17 protein-coding genes are annotated in these 14,154 nt (G+C 60.5%); 9 read left to right on the top strand and 8 right to left on the bottom strand.

The genetic code is table 11. The annotated features are described in order from the left end of the window. Window positions 1–532 precede the first annotated feature (532 nt). Window positions 533–841, top strand: coding sequence for an RcnB family protein (locus QRN33_RS23375; protein WP_024013366.1), 309 nt, complete (start codon window positions 533–535; stop codon window positions 839–841). A gap of 21 nt (window positions 842–862) precedes the next feature. On the opposite strand, the gene QRN33_RS23370 is transcribed toward QRN33_RS23375, so the two are convergent. Next, window positions 863–1,174 carry a protealysin inhibitor emfourin gene (locus tag QRN33_RS23370; protein WP_042609278.1) on the bottom strand — a complete coding sequence of 104 codons (312 nt, stop codon included), beginning with the start codon at window positions 1,172–1,174 and terminating at the stop codon, window positions 863–865. A 14-nt stretch (window positions 1,175–1,188) separates the two neighbouring features. After that, window positions 1,189–2,235 (bottom strand): M4 family metallopeptidase, encoded by a 1,047-nt coding sequence (locus tag QRN33_RS23365; RefSeq protein WP_285410380.1) that lies wholly within the window; start codon window positions 2,233–2,235, stop codon window positions 1,189–1,191. A 134-nt stretch (window positions 2,236–2,369) separates the two neighbouring features. Between QRN33_RS23365 and QRN33_RS23360 the strand changes: the two genes are divergently transcribed. Continuing rightward, complete coding sequence (locus QRN33_RS23360) at window positions 2,370–2,708, top strand: FKBP-type peptidyl-prolyl cis-trans isomerase (protein WP_285410379.1); 339 nt, start codon at window positions 2,370–2,372, stop codon at window positions 2,706–2,708. Between the two features lie 135 nt (window positions 2,709–2,843). Here QRN33_RS23360 and QRN33_RS23355 read toward each other — a convergent pair whose 3' ends face one another. From QRN33_RS23355 to ftrA, 3 genes are all read right to left on the bottom strand, one after another. Then, window positions 2,844–3,152 (bottom strand): helix-turn-helix domain-containing protein, encoded by a 309-nt coding sequence (locus QRN33_RS23355; protein WP_285410377.1) that lies wholly within the window; start codon window positions 3,150–3,152, stop codon window positions 2,844–2,846. Between the two features lie 3 nt (window positions 3,153–3,155). After that, window positions 3,156–3,479 (bottom strand): type II toxin-antitoxin system RelE/ParE family toxin, encoded by a 324-nt coding sequence (locus QRN33_RS23350; RefSeq protein WP_042609281.1) that lies wholly within the window; start codon window positions 3,477–3,479, stop codon window positions 3,156–3,158. 194 nt (window positions 3,480–3,673) lie between these two features. After that, window positions 3,674–4,663, bottom strand: coding sequence for a transcriptional regulator FtrA (gene ftrA, locus QRN33_RS23345; RefSeq protein ID WP_285410375.1), 990 nt, complete (start codon window positions 4,661–4,663; stop codon window positions 3,674–3,676). Between the two features lie 101 nt (window positions 4,664–4,764). Here ftrA and QRN33_RS23340 point away from each other — a divergent pair, with 101 nt between their 5' ends. The 4 genes from QRN33_RS23340 to QRN33_RS23325 all read left to right on the top strand — a co-directional run bounded on the left by QRN33_RS23340 (window position 4,765) and on the right by QRN33_RS23325 (window position 8,520). Further along, a complete protein-coding gene (locus QRN33_RS23340) occupies window positions 4,765–5,193 on the top strand; it encodes a rhodanese-like domain-containing protein (RefSeq protein WP_123419273.1) in 429 nt (142 codons plus the stop codon). 349 nt (window positions 5,194–5,542) lie between these two features. Next, on the top strand, window positions 5,543–6,322 hold the full coding sequence (aotJ, locus tag QRN33_RS23335) for an L-arginine-binding protein AotJ (protein ID WP_042609284.1): 780 nt from the start codon (window positions 5,543–5,545) through the stop codon (window positions 6,320–6,322). Between the two features lie 187 nt (window positions 6,323–6,509). Then, the gene (locus tag QRN33_RS23330) at window positions 6,510–7,622 is read left to right on the top strand and encodes a succinylglutamate desuccinylase/aspartoacylase family protein (RefSeq protein ID WP_285410373.1); all 1,113 of its coding nucleotides are present in this window, start codon (window positions 6,510–6,512) and stop codon (window positions 7,620–7,622) included. A gap of 181 nt (window positions 7,623–7,803) precedes the next feature. Further along, complete coding sequence (locus tag QRN33_RS23325; RefSeq protein WP_285410372.1) at window positions 7,804–8,520, top strand: alpha/beta hydrolase; 717 nt, start codon at window positions 7,804–7,806, stop codon at window positions 8,518–8,520. On the opposite strand, the gene QRN33_RS23320 is transcribed toward QRN33_RS23325, so the two are convergent. Both QRN33_RS23320 and QRN33_RS23315 read right to left on the bottom strand, forming a co-directional pair. Beyond that, entirely contained in the window at window positions 8,510–9,067 is a 558-nt protein-coding gene (locus QRN33_RS23320) for a DcrB/PsbP domain-containing protein (RefSeq protein WP_285410370.1), read from the bottom strand. The genes QRN33_RS23325 and QRN33_RS23320 overlap by 11 nt on opposite strands. 84 nt (window positions 9,068–9,151) lie before the next feature. Further along, a complete protein-coding gene (locus QRN33_RS23315; protein WP_252880455.1) occupies window positions 9,152–9,925 on the bottom strand; it encodes a hypothetical protein in 774 nt (257 codons plus the stop codon). A 145-nt stretch (window positions 9,926–10,070) separates the two neighbouring features. Here QRN33_RS23315 and QRN33_RS23310 point away from each other — a divergent pair, with 145 nt between their 5' ends. Beyond that, window positions 10,071–10,607 (top strand): chalcone isomerase family protein, encoded by a 537-nt coding sequence (locus tag QRN33_RS23310; RefSeq protein WP_285410367.1) that lies wholly within the window; start codon window positions 10,071–10,073, stop codon window positions 10,605–10,607. 115 nt (window positions 10,608–10,722) lie between these two features. Next, the gene (locus tag QRN33_RS23305; protein WP_285410364.1) at window positions 10,723–12,042 is read left to right on the top strand and encodes an Nramp family divalent metal transporter; all 1,320 of its coding nucleotides are present in this window, start codon (window positions 10,723–10,725) and stop codon (window positions 12,040–12,042) included. A gap of 111 nt (window positions 12,043–12,153) precedes the next feature. Here QRN33_RS23305 and QRN33_RS23300 read toward each other — a convergent pair whose 3' ends face one another. Next, complete coding sequence (locus QRN33_RS23300; protein ID WP_285410362.1) at window positions 12,154–13,263, bottom strand: cytochrome P450; 1,110 nt, start codon at window positions 13,261–13,263, stop codon at window positions 12,154–12,156. Window positions 13,264–13,342: 79 nt separating this feature from the next. Here QRN33_RS23300 and QRN33_RS23295 point away from each other — a divergent pair, with 79 nt between their 5' ends. Then, window positions 13,343–14,095, top strand: coding sequence for an ArsR/SmtB family transcription factor (locus tag QRN33_RS23295; RefSeq protein ID WP_285410360.1), 753 nt, complete (start codon window positions 13,343–13,345; stop codon window positions 14,093–14,095). Window positions 14,096–14,154: the final 59 nt, after the last annotated feature.

Here is a 14,154-nt window from a genome sequence, read left to right as displayed (position 1 = left end):
GCTGCGCTCCCACGCCCGGATCAATCCCTCCACTCAGCCTTCCGACGTCGCCCGTAGATCAAGATCAAAAGCACTCGAGCTAACGCTCATTGTTGAGTGGGGCGGCTTCGCCGCGAGCAACTGCGCTGCCTTGCGTTTCTGTGGGAGCGAGCCTGCTCGCGAAGACGGCCTGACAGCCGAGCTGATCTTGAGGTTGTGCCCAATCCAACTGTAGGAGCTGCCGAAGGCTGCGATCTTTTGATCTTGCTTTTGCTCTTGCTCTTGTAGGAGTGAGCCTGCTCGCGATAGCGGTGGTTCAGGCGGCAGTGATGTTGGCTGACGCACCGCTATCGCGAGCAGGCTCACTCCTACAGGAACCGGAGCTCAGGTCAATAATTGCGGTGTGACACAACCTCCTGTGGGAGCTGGCTTGCCAGCGATGGCGGTCAGATGGACAAAGCCCTCTAACGGCCACCTCCGGCAAAAAACAAGGAATGTTTCCCGCGCCGCGCAGTCGGAGTTCAGGTACTACTCATCTGAAAGAGGTTCACCGATGAACAGCAAAACCCTAATCGCCAGTCTGGCCCTCGTTGCCGGTATTGCCGGTATCACGCCCATTGTTCAAGCGGCGCAAACCTCCAGCGAACCCGCCGTGCAATCGCCGACCAGCGACCGCCAACTGAAGGTCAACGACCGCGCGCCGGAAATGTACCAGCGCGAGGACAAGGCTTTGAAGAACTGGAAAGCCAAAGGTCTGAAAGCACCGATCGAACAGGCGCAGTGGGTGCAGATCAATGACAAGTACGTGATGGTGATGATCACCAACGGCACGATTGTCGAGATGCAGCCGGTCGAGAAATAGTCTGATTGCGGGGGAGAGCGTTTACAAAAGCTCTCCCTTGTCCCATAGACTCACCAGCTCCCCGGGCGCCTGGTTCTCCGGCACTTTCAGCACCATTTCCCCGGACTGATAGCGCACTTCAATCTGAAAGAAGCGTTGATCCCCACGTCCGGATTCGCTGCTGTCCAATGGCAGACAGCCCTCCAGCACCGAGCAGATTCTCGAACGCTGATTGATGTCGCATTGCGCGAATTCGATTTCCCGTGGGCGGCTCAGGCTGTGAATCGCTGCAACGCCTCCCTGGCGAGATACGCGCAAAACGGAATCGTCATCCAGCTCGGGTAGCGTTTTCATACAGCCTCCTCGGATTATTCGATACCGACCTGCGCCCAGGCTTGCTGAACTGCGTCGGCTGCTTCGGCGCCGAAGCGCTGGCCGGCATGGTCGATGGTCAATTTTGCGAACGCGTCGAACGTTGCCTCCTGGCTCAAGCGGTCATCGCACAGCGTGTCATACCAGATCTTCCCGGCCTTTTCCCAGGCAAAACCGCCGAACGCCTGGGCCGCCAGATAAAACGCACGGTTGGGAATGCCGGAATTGATGTGCACGCCACCATTGTCTTCGCTGGTGATGACGAACTTGCGCATGTGATCCGGTTGCGGATCCTTGCCCAGCAGCGGGTCGTCATATGCCGTGCCGGGGTGTGACATCGAGCGCAGGCCCTTGCCCTGGATCTTCGGCATCAGCAGGTCGGCGCCGATCAACCAGTCTGCCTGCTCGGCGGTTTGCCCGAGGGTGTATTGCTTGGTCAGCACACCGAATACGTCCGAGAGCGACTCGTTCAGCGCGCCGGACTGATTGGCGTAAATCAGACCGGCCTCGCTTTCGGTGACGCCGTGGGCCAGTTCATGGCCGATGACGTCGAGCGAGCGGGTGAAGCGCTGGAAGATTTCGCCGTCGCCGTCCCCGAAGACCATCTGCGCGCCGTTCCAGAATGCGTTCTCGTAACCTTGCCCGTAGTGCACGCTGCCAATCAGGGCGAATCCCTGATTGTCAATCGAGTCGCGACCGAGCACTTTCCAGAAGAAATCATAGCTGGCACCCAGCGCATCGTAAGCCTCATCGACCGCCGGATCCCCCGACGCCGGCTGGCCCTCGAGGCGCACCGGCATGCCCGGCAAGAGCATTTTGTTCTGCGCATCATGCACGCTGCGCCGGGCCAGGCCGGGTTTGGTTGCCTCCGGCAGAATCGCCCGCGCCGGCGGCTGCGAAGGGCGGCCGGGGTTGGGCAGCAGGCTGCGTACATGGCTGAGTGTTTGCATCGCAGCGTTGCGTTGCGGCTCGGAACCGTGGGCAATGATGCGGTTGAGGATGTATGGCGGAATGAAACTGCGCAGCAATCGAGAGTCGGTCATCAAAGCATCCTTGTCGTCATACGATGTCGATACACATGTGAGCGGCAACGCGGGTTTTCGGTTCCATGGATTGCCATCGGCGACGGATTCTGCGAAAAACGCCGCCTGTGAAAAATCTCAACAGAGCCAACGACATGACAGACGAACTGCAAATCATCGAGCTGCAACCGGGCGACGGCAAAGCCGCGGTGAAAGGCGCACTGATCACCACCCAATACACCGGCTGGCTGGAAGACGGTACTGAGTTCGACTCGTCCTGGAGCCGAGGCAAACCGTTTCAGTGCGTGATCGGCACTGGCCGCGTGATCAAAGGCTGGGATCAGGGCCTGATGGGCATGCAGGTCGGCGGCAAACGCCAATTGCGGGTGCCGGCGCATCTGGGGTACGGCGAGCGGACCATGGGCAAGATTCCGCCGAATTCGAATCTGGTGTTTGAAATTGAGTTGTTGGAGGTTTTGACGCGGGAGGATTGAGGTGTACAGGAATCATCCAGCGGAGCATCTGTGCTGCTGGATGATGTCGATGGTTAGCTGCGGAGTTGAATGCTATTCAACTCCGTCGATTTCCGCACTCGCATGCAGGGTTGGCATCGCTGGGCAAAGCCAATGTCAGGCCCATTGCAGTGGGCCTGACGGAAAGCAAATGTCCACCTGCAGCCTTGCAGCAGCTGACAGGTTGACCAATGCATCCAGCGAGAATTTGTCGATTTTCCCGTTGAGTACATCATTGAGGCGTGGCTGCGAGATTCCCAATCTCTGTGCCGCGTCCTTTTGAGGGATCTCCCACGCTCGAATGGTCTCGCAAAGCGAACGCATGAGCTTGGCTCGCAAACGCATGTTGGCAGCTTCCTGAGGCGTGTCCTCCAATGCATCCCACACACTCGAAAATCGTTGGGATGAGTCTTGATGTTCCTTCATGGCTTAACCTATTTCCTGATATCTGGCCCGGGCCAGTTCGATATCTCTAATTTCCGTTTTACGCGTGGTTTTGTGTATGGCGTGAAGCACATAGATTGCTTCAGGACGATTGACTACATAGAACACGCGAAACGCCCCTGAGTCCTCTGTGATCCTTATTTCATTGACACCGCGTCCTACGGTTTTCATAGGGCGCCAGTCGAGGGGGACGTCACCCTGTTGCAACAGATCCAGCTGAAACCCTGCCGCCCTTCGGGCGTCAAGCGGGAACGCTTTGAGATCTTTCAACGCGCTCCCCACGAACACCACATCCTTGTGTCTCGGCATCGGCTTGTCCTGTGTCAAAAGGAAAAGCGTAATAGCTGAATGTGGGCGAAGACGGTGAGTTGTATTGCAAGAAATGGCCGTGCACGTTTGATTTTCAGGTTATATCAGAATCAATATAAAGCAAGCCGCATTTTTCCGTTTCACAGTATTCATGGCCGGGCGTTTCTGCAGGCCGCGCCTTCAACGTCAGTTGCTTAGAACGCTGTGGGATGGCGTGAAAGCTTGTTGCTTTGCCCAAACCGCTCCCGATAAACCGAGGGCGGCACGCCCACCACGCTGCGAAACGCCACGCGAAAACTCTCCACCGATCGATAGCCGCAGCGCTGGGCGATCTGCTCGGTGTGTTGGTGGGTGCTTTCCAGCAACTCCCGCGCTCGCGCCAGGCGTTCATGTTGCAGCCAGGCTTTCGGAGATTGGCCGCTGGCTTCGGTGAAGCGCCGCAGAAACGTGCGCTCGCTCATTGCTGCTTCGCTGGCCAGATCGCGGACTTCCAGCGGTTCGTGCAGGCGTTCGCGGGCCCATTGCATGACTCGCGATAAATCGCTGCGTGGTGTCGGGCTGACCGGGGTGGGGATGAATTGGGCCTGGCCGCCGGTGCGTTGCGGCGACATGACCAGGCGCCGCGCGACGGCGTTGGCGACCTGTGTGCCGAAGTCGCGTGCCACCAGATGCAGGCAGGCGTCAATGCCCGCCGCGCTGCCGGCGGAGGTGATCAGTTGGCCTGCATCGACATACAGCACGTCCGGGTCGACCTCGATGGCCGGAAAACGTTGGGCCAGTTCGCTGGTGTAGCGCCAGTGGGTGGTGGCGCGGTAGCCGTCGAGCAAGCCGCTGGCCGCAAGGACGAACACCCCGGAGCAGATCGACAGCAACCGCGCGCCTCGGCCATGGGCCTGACGCAATGCGTCGATCAGCGCTGGCGGTACCGGGGCGTTGCGGTCGCGCCAGCCGGGGATGACGATGGTGCGCGCTTCGGCGAGGAGTTCGAGCCCGCCATCGGCCAGCACCTGAATGCCGCCCATGGCGCGCATCGGGCCTTGATCGACCGCGGCGATCGCATGCTCATACCAAGGGAACTCGAACTCCGGTCGGGCCAGGCCGAAGATCTCCACGGCAATGCCGAACTCGAACGTGCAGAGGCCATCGTAGGCCAGAATGGCAACCAGATTGGGCTGAGTGAGCATTTGGCGGAAAACTCCCGGTCGGTGTCTTGCGCGCCACTGTAGCGGTAAGCGCCGTCTCGATAAAGTCTGTTCATCCCTCACAGACAAAGGAGCAACACAACATGACCAGCCTGGTTCGCGACATCCCCGCCGCACCTTCGGCGATTGCCCTGATGCATTTCAGCAATCGTCTGACCTTCGAAACCGATTGTTCCGACGTATTCAGCAGCCACGAGGCCGGCGAGGTCGATTTTGTTCTGGTGGATGTGCGCGGCCCATTGGCGTTCGAGCGCGGGCATGTGCCCGGCGCGATCAATATCCCGACACGCTTGCTCACGGCGGAACGCTTGGCCGATTACCCGAAAAACACCTTGTTCGTGGTCTATTGCGCCGGGCCGCATTGCAACGGCGCGAACAAGGCGGCGGTGAAACTGGCCGCACTGGATTACCCGGTGAAAGAGATGATCGGCGGCGTTACCGGATGGTTGGATGAAGGCTTCAAACTGAGCGCGGCGTCAGTCGCCAAGACACCTGTCGCCTGCGAATGCTGATCCCTGTGCAGGAACTGCCGGAGGCTGCGATCTTTTGACAATTGTTCCCACGCTCTGCGTGGGGACGATCAAGATCAAAAGATCGCAGCCTTCGGCAGCTCCTACGGGGAGGATCAGCGTTTCTTGCTCTGAAAACAGTCTTGTCCTACAGCCTTCGCACCACCACGGCGCACGCCTTGACCCCCGTCAATGCGTGCGCCGATGTTCTGTAAGTATTTGTCGCTTAAAAACAATTGCCCCCGTGCGCGTCGCCATAGACTGCCGGCCACTTCGGTTTTTGCTGTTAGAACGCCATGACCGAACGCTGAATCGAAAGCTGCCAATAAAAGCCTCCGCACGGGAGTAATAAATGAAAAAGCTAGTGATGTTCGGTGCCCTGGCACTGTCGATGTTGTCCCTGACCGCTGTGGCCGATGATGCCAAGCCGATCCGCATCGGCATCGAAGCCGGTTACCCGCCATTCTCGATGAAAACCCCTGACGGCAAACTCACCGGTTTCGACGTGGACATCGGCGATGCCCTGTGTGCGCAGATGAAGGTCAAATGCACGTGGGTCGAGCAAGAGTTCGATGGCCTGATCCCGGCACTCAAAGTGAAGAAGATCGATGCGATTCTGTCGTCGATGACCATCACCGACGATCGCAAGAAAAACGTCGATTTCACCATCAAGTACTACCACACCCCGGCGCGCTTCGTGATGAAGGAAGGCTCCGGCGTCAAAGACCCGCTGACCGAACTCAAGGGCAAGAAAGTCGGCGTGCTGCGCGCCAGCACCCACGACCGCTACGCCACAGAAGTGCTGGTTCCGGCCGGGATCGAACTGGTGCGCTACGGCTCGCAGCAGGAAGCCAACCTCGACATGGTGTCCGGGCGTATCGACGCGATGCTGGCCGACTCGGTCAACCTCAGCGACGGTTTTCTGAAAACCGACGCCGGCAAAGGCTTCGAATTCGTCGGCCCGACGTACGAAGACGCCAAGTACTTCGGCGGCGGTGCCGGCATTGCCGTGCGCAAGGGCGATACCGCACTGGCTGAGCAGTTCAACAAGGCCATCACCGAAATCCGCGCCAATGGCGAGTACAAGAAAGTCCAGGACAAGTACTTCGACTTTGACGTGTACGGCCATTAATAAGCCGTAAGAAAAAAGTGGCCCCGTTTGCGCGGAGGCCACTTTTTTTGCACCCATGATTTATCCTGCGTTCATATTTGCCATGCAGGAGCTGCCGAAGGCTGCGATCTTTTGACTTTGCTTGTAAAAAACAAGATCAAAAGATCGCAGCCTTCGGCAGCTCCTACAGAAAAATCGGAGATTTCCCATGCAACGCATCGACCACGTTCTGCCCTGGAGCCATTTGGGCAGCGAGCGCTCTCTCAGCGTGTTCCGCTATGGCGCCGGCAGCCGCAAGGTGTACATCCAGGCCAGCCTGCACGCCGACGAGCTGCCGGGCATGCGCACCGCGTGGGAACTCAAGCTGCGCCTGAGCGAGCTGGAACAGCAGGGCCGCTTGCAGGGCGTCATCGAACTGGTGCCGGTGGCCAATCCGATCGGCCTGGACCAGCATCTGCAAGGCAATCACATGGGCCGCTTCGAACTGGGCAGCGGCAAGAATTTCAACCGCGCGTTCGTCGAGCTCAGCGCTCCGGTGGCAGCGCTGGCAGGGGAGCGGCTCGGTGCGGATGCCGAGGCCAACGTCGCGTTGATCCGCGAGGCCATGGCTCAGGTCTTTGACGAGTTGCCGGCGGCCAAATCTCAACTGGAAGCCTTGCATCGCTTATTGCTGCGCCACGCCTGCGACGCCGACATCACCCTCGATCTGCATTGCGACTTCGACGCTGCCATTCACCTGTACGCGCTGCCGCAACACTGGCCGCAGTGGCAACCACTGGCGGCGCGGCTGAAGGCGGGTGTGGCGTTGCTGTGCGAGGATTCCGGCGGCAGCTCGTTCGATGAATCTTGCTCGACGCCTTGGTTGCGTCTGGCTAAAGCATTCCCGCATGCGGCGATTCCGACGGCGAACCTGGCAACCACGCTGGAGCTGGGCAGCATGGGCGACACCCGTGTCGATCAGGCCCGGGCCAACTGCGAAGCGATTCTCGGCTTTCTCGCCGAGCAGGGTTTCATCAGCGGCGAATGGCCGGCAGCCCCGAACGAGTGCTGTGAAGGCCTGCCGTTCGAAGGCACCGAATACCTGTTCGCCCCGCACCACGGCGTGGTGAGTTTCTTGCGCAATGCCGGTGAATGGGTAGAGCAGGGCGATGCGCTGTTCGAGGTCGTTGATCCATTGCAGGATCGCGTGACCACCGTGCGCGCCGGCACCAGCGGGGTGCTGTTTGCGATTGATCGCGGGCGGTATACCGAACCGGGGATCTGGCAGGCGAAAGTGGCGGGGCGGGTGCCGTTTCGTACCGGCAAGTTGACCAACGACTGAGGATTTCCGTCGGCTTCAGTGGCCTCATCGCGAGCAGGCTCACTCCTACAGGGGGAACGCATTTCAACTGTGGGAGCGAGCCTGCTCGCGAAAGGGCCATCAGCCACACCACAAAATTTGGATCCTCCGCCGAGGATGTTAGGCTCCCCCGCGAACCCGACACTCTGTGAAGGAACGCTCCATGCTGAAACTATTCGCGCTGCTAACGCTGCTCGCATCCACCGCCGTCCACGCCCAAACCACCCTGCAATCCGACCTGCCGCTCAAATACCTCGAACAGGTCCACGCCGATGCCGAGCCGCGTCCGCTGGTGATTTTCCTGCACGGTTATGGCAGTAACGAGGCCGATCTGATCGGTATGAAATTTCAGCTGCCGGCGCAGTACAACTACCTTTCCGTGCGCGCGCCGATGAGCCTGGGTGAAGGACGTTACCAGTGGTTTCGCAAGAAGGGTGACGGTGCCTACAACGGCGAGACCGATAATCTGAAGGTCAGCGGCCAGCAGCTGCGTGACTTTATCGCTCAGGCGGCGAAGAAATATCACGCCGCGCCGGACAAGGTGTACCTGATCGGCTTCAGCCAGGGCGCGATGATGAGCTACGAAGTGGGCCTGCGCGCGCCAGCGGCCGTGGGCGGCTTTGCCGCGTTGAGCGGGCGCTTGTTGCCGGTGCTCAAGGCCGAACTCAAGCCCGGACAGGCGCCGCTGCCGCTGAGCATCTTTATCGGCCACGGCACCGCCGATGATCCGGTGCCTTACCGCCATGGCACCGAGGCCAACGCGCTACTGCAGAAACTCGATTACCAGCCCGAGTTTCACGCTTATCCGGGCGTCGGCCACAGCATCAGTGCGGCCGAATTGCGCGATCTGAATGGCTGGTTGCAGCGGCTCAATCCTTGACGATGGCTTTGACCAAGGCATCGTGAGTCTTCTTGTCGCTGGCGCGGGAAATCACCTGCACCAGCGCCATCTTCGCCCCTGAGCCGGCCAGTAGCGTGGTGTTCAGCGTCTGGCCACCGCCTTGGGTGGCGGTGCTGTCAACCTGGCGCAGGCCGAGGCCGGTGCCTTTCTGGGTCAGGCTTTTTTCGCTGAGCTTGTTGAAGTCCGGCAGCGCCTTGCGCTGATCGTCGATGAAACTCGACACGCTGCCGTCGAGGAATTCACTGTCGTTATTCTTGACGTTCTGCCCTGCGGGGATCTGGTTTTCCGCGGCGATGACCACGGTTTTGGTCGCCTGATTGGTGTACATCGTGCCCTTGGCCCCGCTCGGGCTGGCGGGCAGCGGGTCGGCGACAAAGCCTTTGGGCAGGACAAAGGCAAACTTGCCGTCGAGCATCGAGACCTTCTCGGTTTTGCCTTTTTCCTTGGCGGCGTGCGCATTGATCGCGGTGAAACCGGCGACGGCCGCCAACATCAGGATGACGGCTTTTTTGCTCAACAATGACATCTGAATCTCCGGGAATTGGTCGCGCGAGGCGGGCGATCATCCCACGGAGCGTGCCGGGGATTCCAGCGCGATTCTTCCGGACGGTTATTGCGCTTGCGCCCTGGCCACTGGCCGCGCCAGCAGACGCCGGGTCACCCCCAGCATCGCGACTGAAACCGCCACGCCTACGGCAAAACCGCTGAGGCCCATGCTTGGCAACGTCAATGCCGACACCAGGCAGAATGCCGAAAACGAATACATGCCGGTCGCCGTTGCGCGCAGTAACGCGGCGGTGAACGCTGGGCCGCGGGTCTGTTGCGAGAACACCGCCATGACGCTGCCGAGCACCGGGAATACCGCGAGCAGGCCGCTCCAGCGTTCGCCAACGGTGCTGGCGAGCATCGTCACTACCAGCGTCAGCGCCGCGCCGGCAATCATCCGCCAGATCAGTTTGTCCGACTTCGGCGCCGGCCCGTTCAATACGGGTTGCACTTCAGGAAACAGGTAAGGCGATGCCAGCAGTGCTACCGCCGCAGCAATCACCGAGAACGCCAAGGACCCCGGAATCACCGATAACACCGCCGCCAGCACGCCCCAAACCGCCAGCGAAATCGTAAGTGCCCACGGCCAATTGGCGCGTTGCGCGACCTGCGCATAGGTGATGCAGAAGGCAATCATCGCGAACATTGCCGACAGCGCCGCCACCGCGGATTGCGCAGCGAACTGCGGGCCTTGTTCGATGGCGAGGAAAAACAGAATCGGCCCGACCACCACCGGCAACCCCGACAGCCACCCCGCCACGCTCGGGCCCCAGCGCTTGCCCGCCAGAGAAATCAGCAGGAGGAAGCCGGGAATCAGCAGCAGTTTGAGAATCAGCACGCGGGTGTCTCCGTCGGGTCAGGGTGAGTCACGTTAGCACTGCGCTGAGAAGATTGCTGCCTATGTGTGCAAAGTTTGTATACAAAAATTCAGGCGTGAATCCGGCTATGCTTGGAGCATCACGACGCGCGGAGACATAACGGCGATGAACAGGACAGCGAAGCTCGTCCGTGGCTGCTGTGGCATTGGCTTGTGGGCGCTACTGCTGACACCGACATGGGCCAGTTGGCAAGACGCCGTGCCCGGTGCGCAGATCATCGGCAGCGGCGATTTCAGTGTGTTCGGCTTCGATGTCTACAGCGCACGCCTGTGGAGTGCCGCGCGACCGCTGGCGGCCGGCCAGCCCTTTGCCCTGGAGCTGATCTACCGCCGGGCGATCTCGCGCGATGATCTGGTCAGCACCAGCGTCGACGAAATCAAACGCCTTGGCGGCCCCCGCGTCAGTCCGGCGCAACTGGCCGACTGGCAGGTGCAGATGCAGCAATCGTTCGTCGATGTGCAGGCCGGCACGCGTATTACCGGTGTGTATCTGCCGGGGCAGGGTGCGCGATTTTTTATCGGCCAGAAGCTTCAGCATGAAATCGAAGATCCGCAATTTGCCAAGGCGTTTTTCGATATCTGGCTGGATCCGCGTACGCGCAGTCCTGAGTTGCGCGAGCAGTTGTTGGGCGTGAGTCAATAAGATCAGAAAATCGCATTCCACATGCGGGCGCCGCCAGCTGCGATCTTTTGCTCTTCAACGCTTTGTTCGAAACGACTAAGCTGCCGGGCTCCCGTGTTTGTTTCTGGATGTGTGCGTGAAATTCAGCTTGCCCAAAATCGCCACTGCGCCGTTTTGCCCGCCGGAAGTGGCCGGCAGTGTCGCGGTCGATCCGACTGCTTCATTCTTCAAGCGCGTGCTGCGTTTTGCCGGCCCCGGTTTACTGGTGTCGATCGGCTACATGGATCCGGGCAACTGGGCCACCGCGATCGAGGCCGGTTCGCGTTTTGGCTACAGCCTGTTGTTCGTGGTGCTGTTGGCGAGTCTGGCTGGCATGGTGGTGCAGTGCCTGTGCTCGCGGCTGGGCATCGCCACCGGCCGCGATCTGGCGCAACTGTCCCGGGAGCGCTACAGCACGCCGACCGCACGCCTGCAATGGGGGCTGGCGGAAATCTCGATCATCGCCACCGACCTCGCCGAAGTGCTTGGCTGCGCACTCGCGTTTCACTTGCTGCTCGGCTGTTCGCTGACTTTCGGCATCGCCCTGACCGCGTTCGACACACTGCTGGTGCTGGCCCTGCAGAACCGTGGTTTCCGCCGGCTGGAAGCGATCATGCTGGTGCTGGTCGCGACCATCGGCGTGTGTTTTTTCGTTGAGCTGTTGCTGATCAAACCTTACTGGCCGGACGTGGCGCAGGGCTTCAAACCGTCGCTGTCGGCCATCGGCGATGCCGCACCGCTGTATCTGGCCATTGGCATCCTCGGCGCCACCGTCATGCCGCATAACCTTTACCTGCACACCTCGATCGTGCAGACGCGAATGATCGGCAAGGATCTGGCGAGCAAGCAGGATGCGGTGAAACTGGCGCGCATCGACACCATCGGTTCGCTGGCCCTGGCGCTGCTGGTCAATGCGGCAATCCTGATTCTCGCAGCGGCGGCGTTTCACCAGTCCGGGCACACCGATGTGGTCGACATTCAGGACGCCTATCACTTGCTCGATCCGCTGGTCGGCGGTGCGCTGGCGAGTGTGTTGTTCGGCGTGGCGCTGCTCGCGTCCGGACAGAGTTCGACCTTCACCGGGACCATCGCCGGGCAGGTGATCATGGAGGGCTATTTGAACCTGCGCATCCCGTGCTGGCAGCGGCGCCTGATCACCCGTGGCCTGGCGCTGATTCCGGCATTCATCGGCGTCTGGCTGCTCGGCGACGGCGCGATCGGCAAGTTGCTGGTGTTGAGCCAGGTGGTGCTCAGCCTGCAACTGCCGTTTGCCTTGTACCCATTGATCCGCATGACCAATGACCGGCAATTGATGGGGCCGTTCGTCAATCGCTGGCCGACCCGTGTGCTGGCGTGGGGGCTGTTTGTGTTGATCAGTGGGGCGAACAGTTGGTTGATCTTGCAGTGGGCGGTTTGATTGTTGAGTTGCGGTGGATGTTTTGGCCTCTTCGCGAGCAGGCTCGCTCCCACAATGTTGAGTTCATCACTGGGCCAATGTGGGAGCGAGCCTGCTCGCGAAGACTGATCATCAGCCGCCGCTAATGTTGAACAGTGGAACCCGGCCATTGAGCGATGGCCTGTAATCCCAGCTCAGGCTATTCAGACCAAGGCCGCTGGCAAGGATTTGATTCAAAGTCGCCCCGGCAATACTCATCGCCAACGCTTGCCCCGGACACTGATGCCGACCACTGCCAAAACTGAAACTTCGACGGTTGGCGCGCTGCGGCACGAACTCCTCCGGGCGTTCATTCAGCGCCGGATCGCGATTGGCTGCGGCCAACAGCAGGAGAACTGCATCACCCGCTTCAAGCCGCACGCCCTCGATTTCGCATGGGGCAGCAACAAAGCGTCGGGTGTTCTGTACGGGCGGGTCGAAGCGCTGAACTTCCGCCAATAGATTCTCTATCGGTGTTGCATGTAATTCAGGCTGGCGCTGCAACATTACCAACGCATTGCCGATCAGGCCGGCGCAGGCTTCGAATGTCTGCGAGCACAGGCCGATGAGGTTGGCGATCAATGTATCTTGATCGCCATCGAAACGTTGGGTGATCCCCTGCAATAGCGCGCTGTTCATGTCGGGATCGGCCAACAATTCGATGAAATAACCGCGCAACTGCGTTGCGGCAGCATGCGCGGCGGCGAGTTGCAGGTCATTGCTCAACGGTGACAGGCACGCGACGAAATCGGCGGTCAGTTCGCTGATCGTCCGGCTCTGCGCCGGCGTGAAGCCGAGCGACGTTGCGACCACGGCGACCGGGCCGCGGAACATTGCGTTGTACAAACCGTCGGCATCCGCTGTGAACAGTCGGGCAGCAACGAGTTCTCCTGCCTCGCTCTGATCGATCAGCCCCAGCGCCGGTTCGATGGCCGAGCGAGGGCAGCGCTGGCGCTCGCCGTCATTCATGCGCATCAGTCGGCCGAACACCTCGCCGGCCGGACCTTGTGCAATGGCTTGAGGCACCGGTTCCTGCACCGGGCGCACCCGGCAATCGGCGTGCGCCAGCACCGCACACACCGCCCGCGCGCTGCTGGCAACCCACAGTTGCAAATCCTCGTGAAAGGCCAGTCCGCCGCCAGCACGCAGCTCTGAATAGTAAGGATAGGGATCGGCGTGAGTCGCAGCGCGGAGTGGGTCCATGGTTGGCAGCCTTGTCAGCAGAGAAAGTGTTGCTACTATCTGCAGTCCTTGCAGGCGATGATTCGTCCGGGAGCGAACTATGCACGCAGAACATCAGGACATCGGCGTTTCCCAAGTGGCCGCCGCCATCGCCGAGCCGGCGCGAACGAAAATCCTCTGTTCGCTGATGGACGGCCACGCCCGCACCAGCACCGAATTGGCGACGATCGCCGAAGTCAGCGCCTCGACCGCCAGTGCGCACCTGGCGAAACTCAAGGATCTGGCACTGGTGCGCCTGCATGTGCAGGGCCGTCATCGCTATTACAGCCTTGCCGATCAGCGGGTGGCGCAAGCGCTGGAAGCGTTGATGGTGATTGGCCAGAATGCCGCGCCGACGTTCAAGGCGCACACCCCGGATCGCCTGCAATTCGCCCGCACGTGCTATGACCACATGGCCGGAACGCTGGCGGTGTTGTTGCATGACCGCTTGATTGCAGGCGGTTGGCTGGTGCAAACCGACGAGCAGGCGTATCGCCTGAGCGATAGTGGCGAGGCGTTGTTTCTCGGGCTGGGTATCGATGTGCGGGACCTGGTGACTCTGCGCCGCAAGTTTGCCTGCCCGTGCCTCGACTGGAGCATGCGCCGGCCGCATCTCGGCGGCTCGCTGGGCGCGGCCTTGTTGCAAACGGCGCTGAAGCGCAAATGGGTGACGCAGGATCTGGACAGTCGGGCGTTGACGCTGACGACGCTGGGGCGCAGACAGATCAATGCGCGTTTCGGCTTTGAGTTGCCGTTGGACGGGCAGATCAAAAGATCGCAGCCTTTGCGTTCTGAGGGGTTTCATACTTCCTGACTGTCACCACCATCCCACAGGATTCACTGGCAGCCGACGAGGGGTCATCCATCGGCTTG

This window comes from Pseudomonas sp. FR229a, from assembly GCF_030209115.1.
Lineage (GTDB): Bacteria > Pseudomonadota > Gammaproteobacteria > Pseudomonadales > Pseudomonadaceae > Aquipseudomonas > Aquipseudomonas moraviensis_A.
Note: the sequence above shows the minus strand (reverse complement) of the source record. Positions and strands in the feature narration are given on the sequence as shown.

Coding starts and splice junctions, on each gene's coding strand:
- QRN33_RS23375 (WP_024013366.1), top strand. CDS start 533: ATGAACAGCAAAACCCTAATCGCCAGTCTGGCCCTCGTTGCCGGTATT.
- QRN33_RS23370 (WP_042609278.1), bottom strand. CDS start 1,174: ATGAAAACGCTACCCGAGCTGGATGACGATTCCGTTTTGCGCGTATCT.
- QRN33_RS23365 (WP_285410380.1), bottom strand. CDS start 2,235: ATGACCGACTCTCGATTGCTGCGCAGTTTCATTCCGCCATACATCCTC.
- QRN33_RS23360 (WP_285410379.1), top strand. CDS start 2,370: ATGACAGACGAACTGCAAATCATCGAGCTGCAACCGGGCGACGGCAAA.
- QRN33_RS23355 (WP_285410377.1), bottom strand. CDS start 3,152: ATGAAGGAACATCAAGACTCATCCCAACGATTTTCGAGTGTGTGGGAT.
- QRN33_RS23350 (WP_042609281.1), bottom strand. CDS start 3,479: ATGCCGAGACACAAGGATGTGGTGTTCGTGGGGAGCGCGTTGAAAGAT.
- ftrA (WP_285410375.1), bottom strand. CDS start 4,663: ATGCTCACTCAGCCCAATCTGGTTGCCATTCTGGCCTACGATGGCCTC.
- QRN33_RS23340 (WP_123419273.1), top strand. CDS start 4,765: ATGACCAGCCTGGTTCGCGACATCCCCGCCGCACCTTCGGCGATTGCC.
- aotJ (WP_042609284.1), top strand. CDS start 5,543: ATGAAAAAGCTAGTGATGTTCGGTGCCCTGGCACTGTCGATGTTGTCC.
- QRN33_RS23330 (WP_285410373.1), top strand. CDS start 6,510: ATGCAACGCATCGACCACGTTCTGCCCTGGAGCCATTTGGGCAGCGAG.
- QRN33_RS23325 (WP_285410372.1), top strand. CDS start 7,804: ATGCTGAAACTATTCGCGCTGCTAACGCTGCTCGCATCCACCGCCGTC.
- QRN33_RS23320 (WP_285410370.1), bottom strand. CDS start 9,067: ATGTCATTGTTGAGCAAAAAAGCCGTCATCCTGATGTTGGCGGCCGTC.
- QRN33_RS23310 (WP_285410367.1), top strand. CDS start 10,071: ATGAACAGGACAGCGAAGCTCGTCCGTGGCTGCTGTGGCATTGGCTTG.
- QRN33_RS23300 (WP_285410362.1), bottom strand. CDS start 13,263: ATGGACCCACTCCGCGCTGCGACTCACGCCGATCCCTATCCTTACTAT.
- QRN33_RS23295 (WP_285410360.1), top strand. CDS start 13,343: ATGCACGCAGAACATCAGGACATCGGCGTTTCCCAAGTGGCCGCCGCC.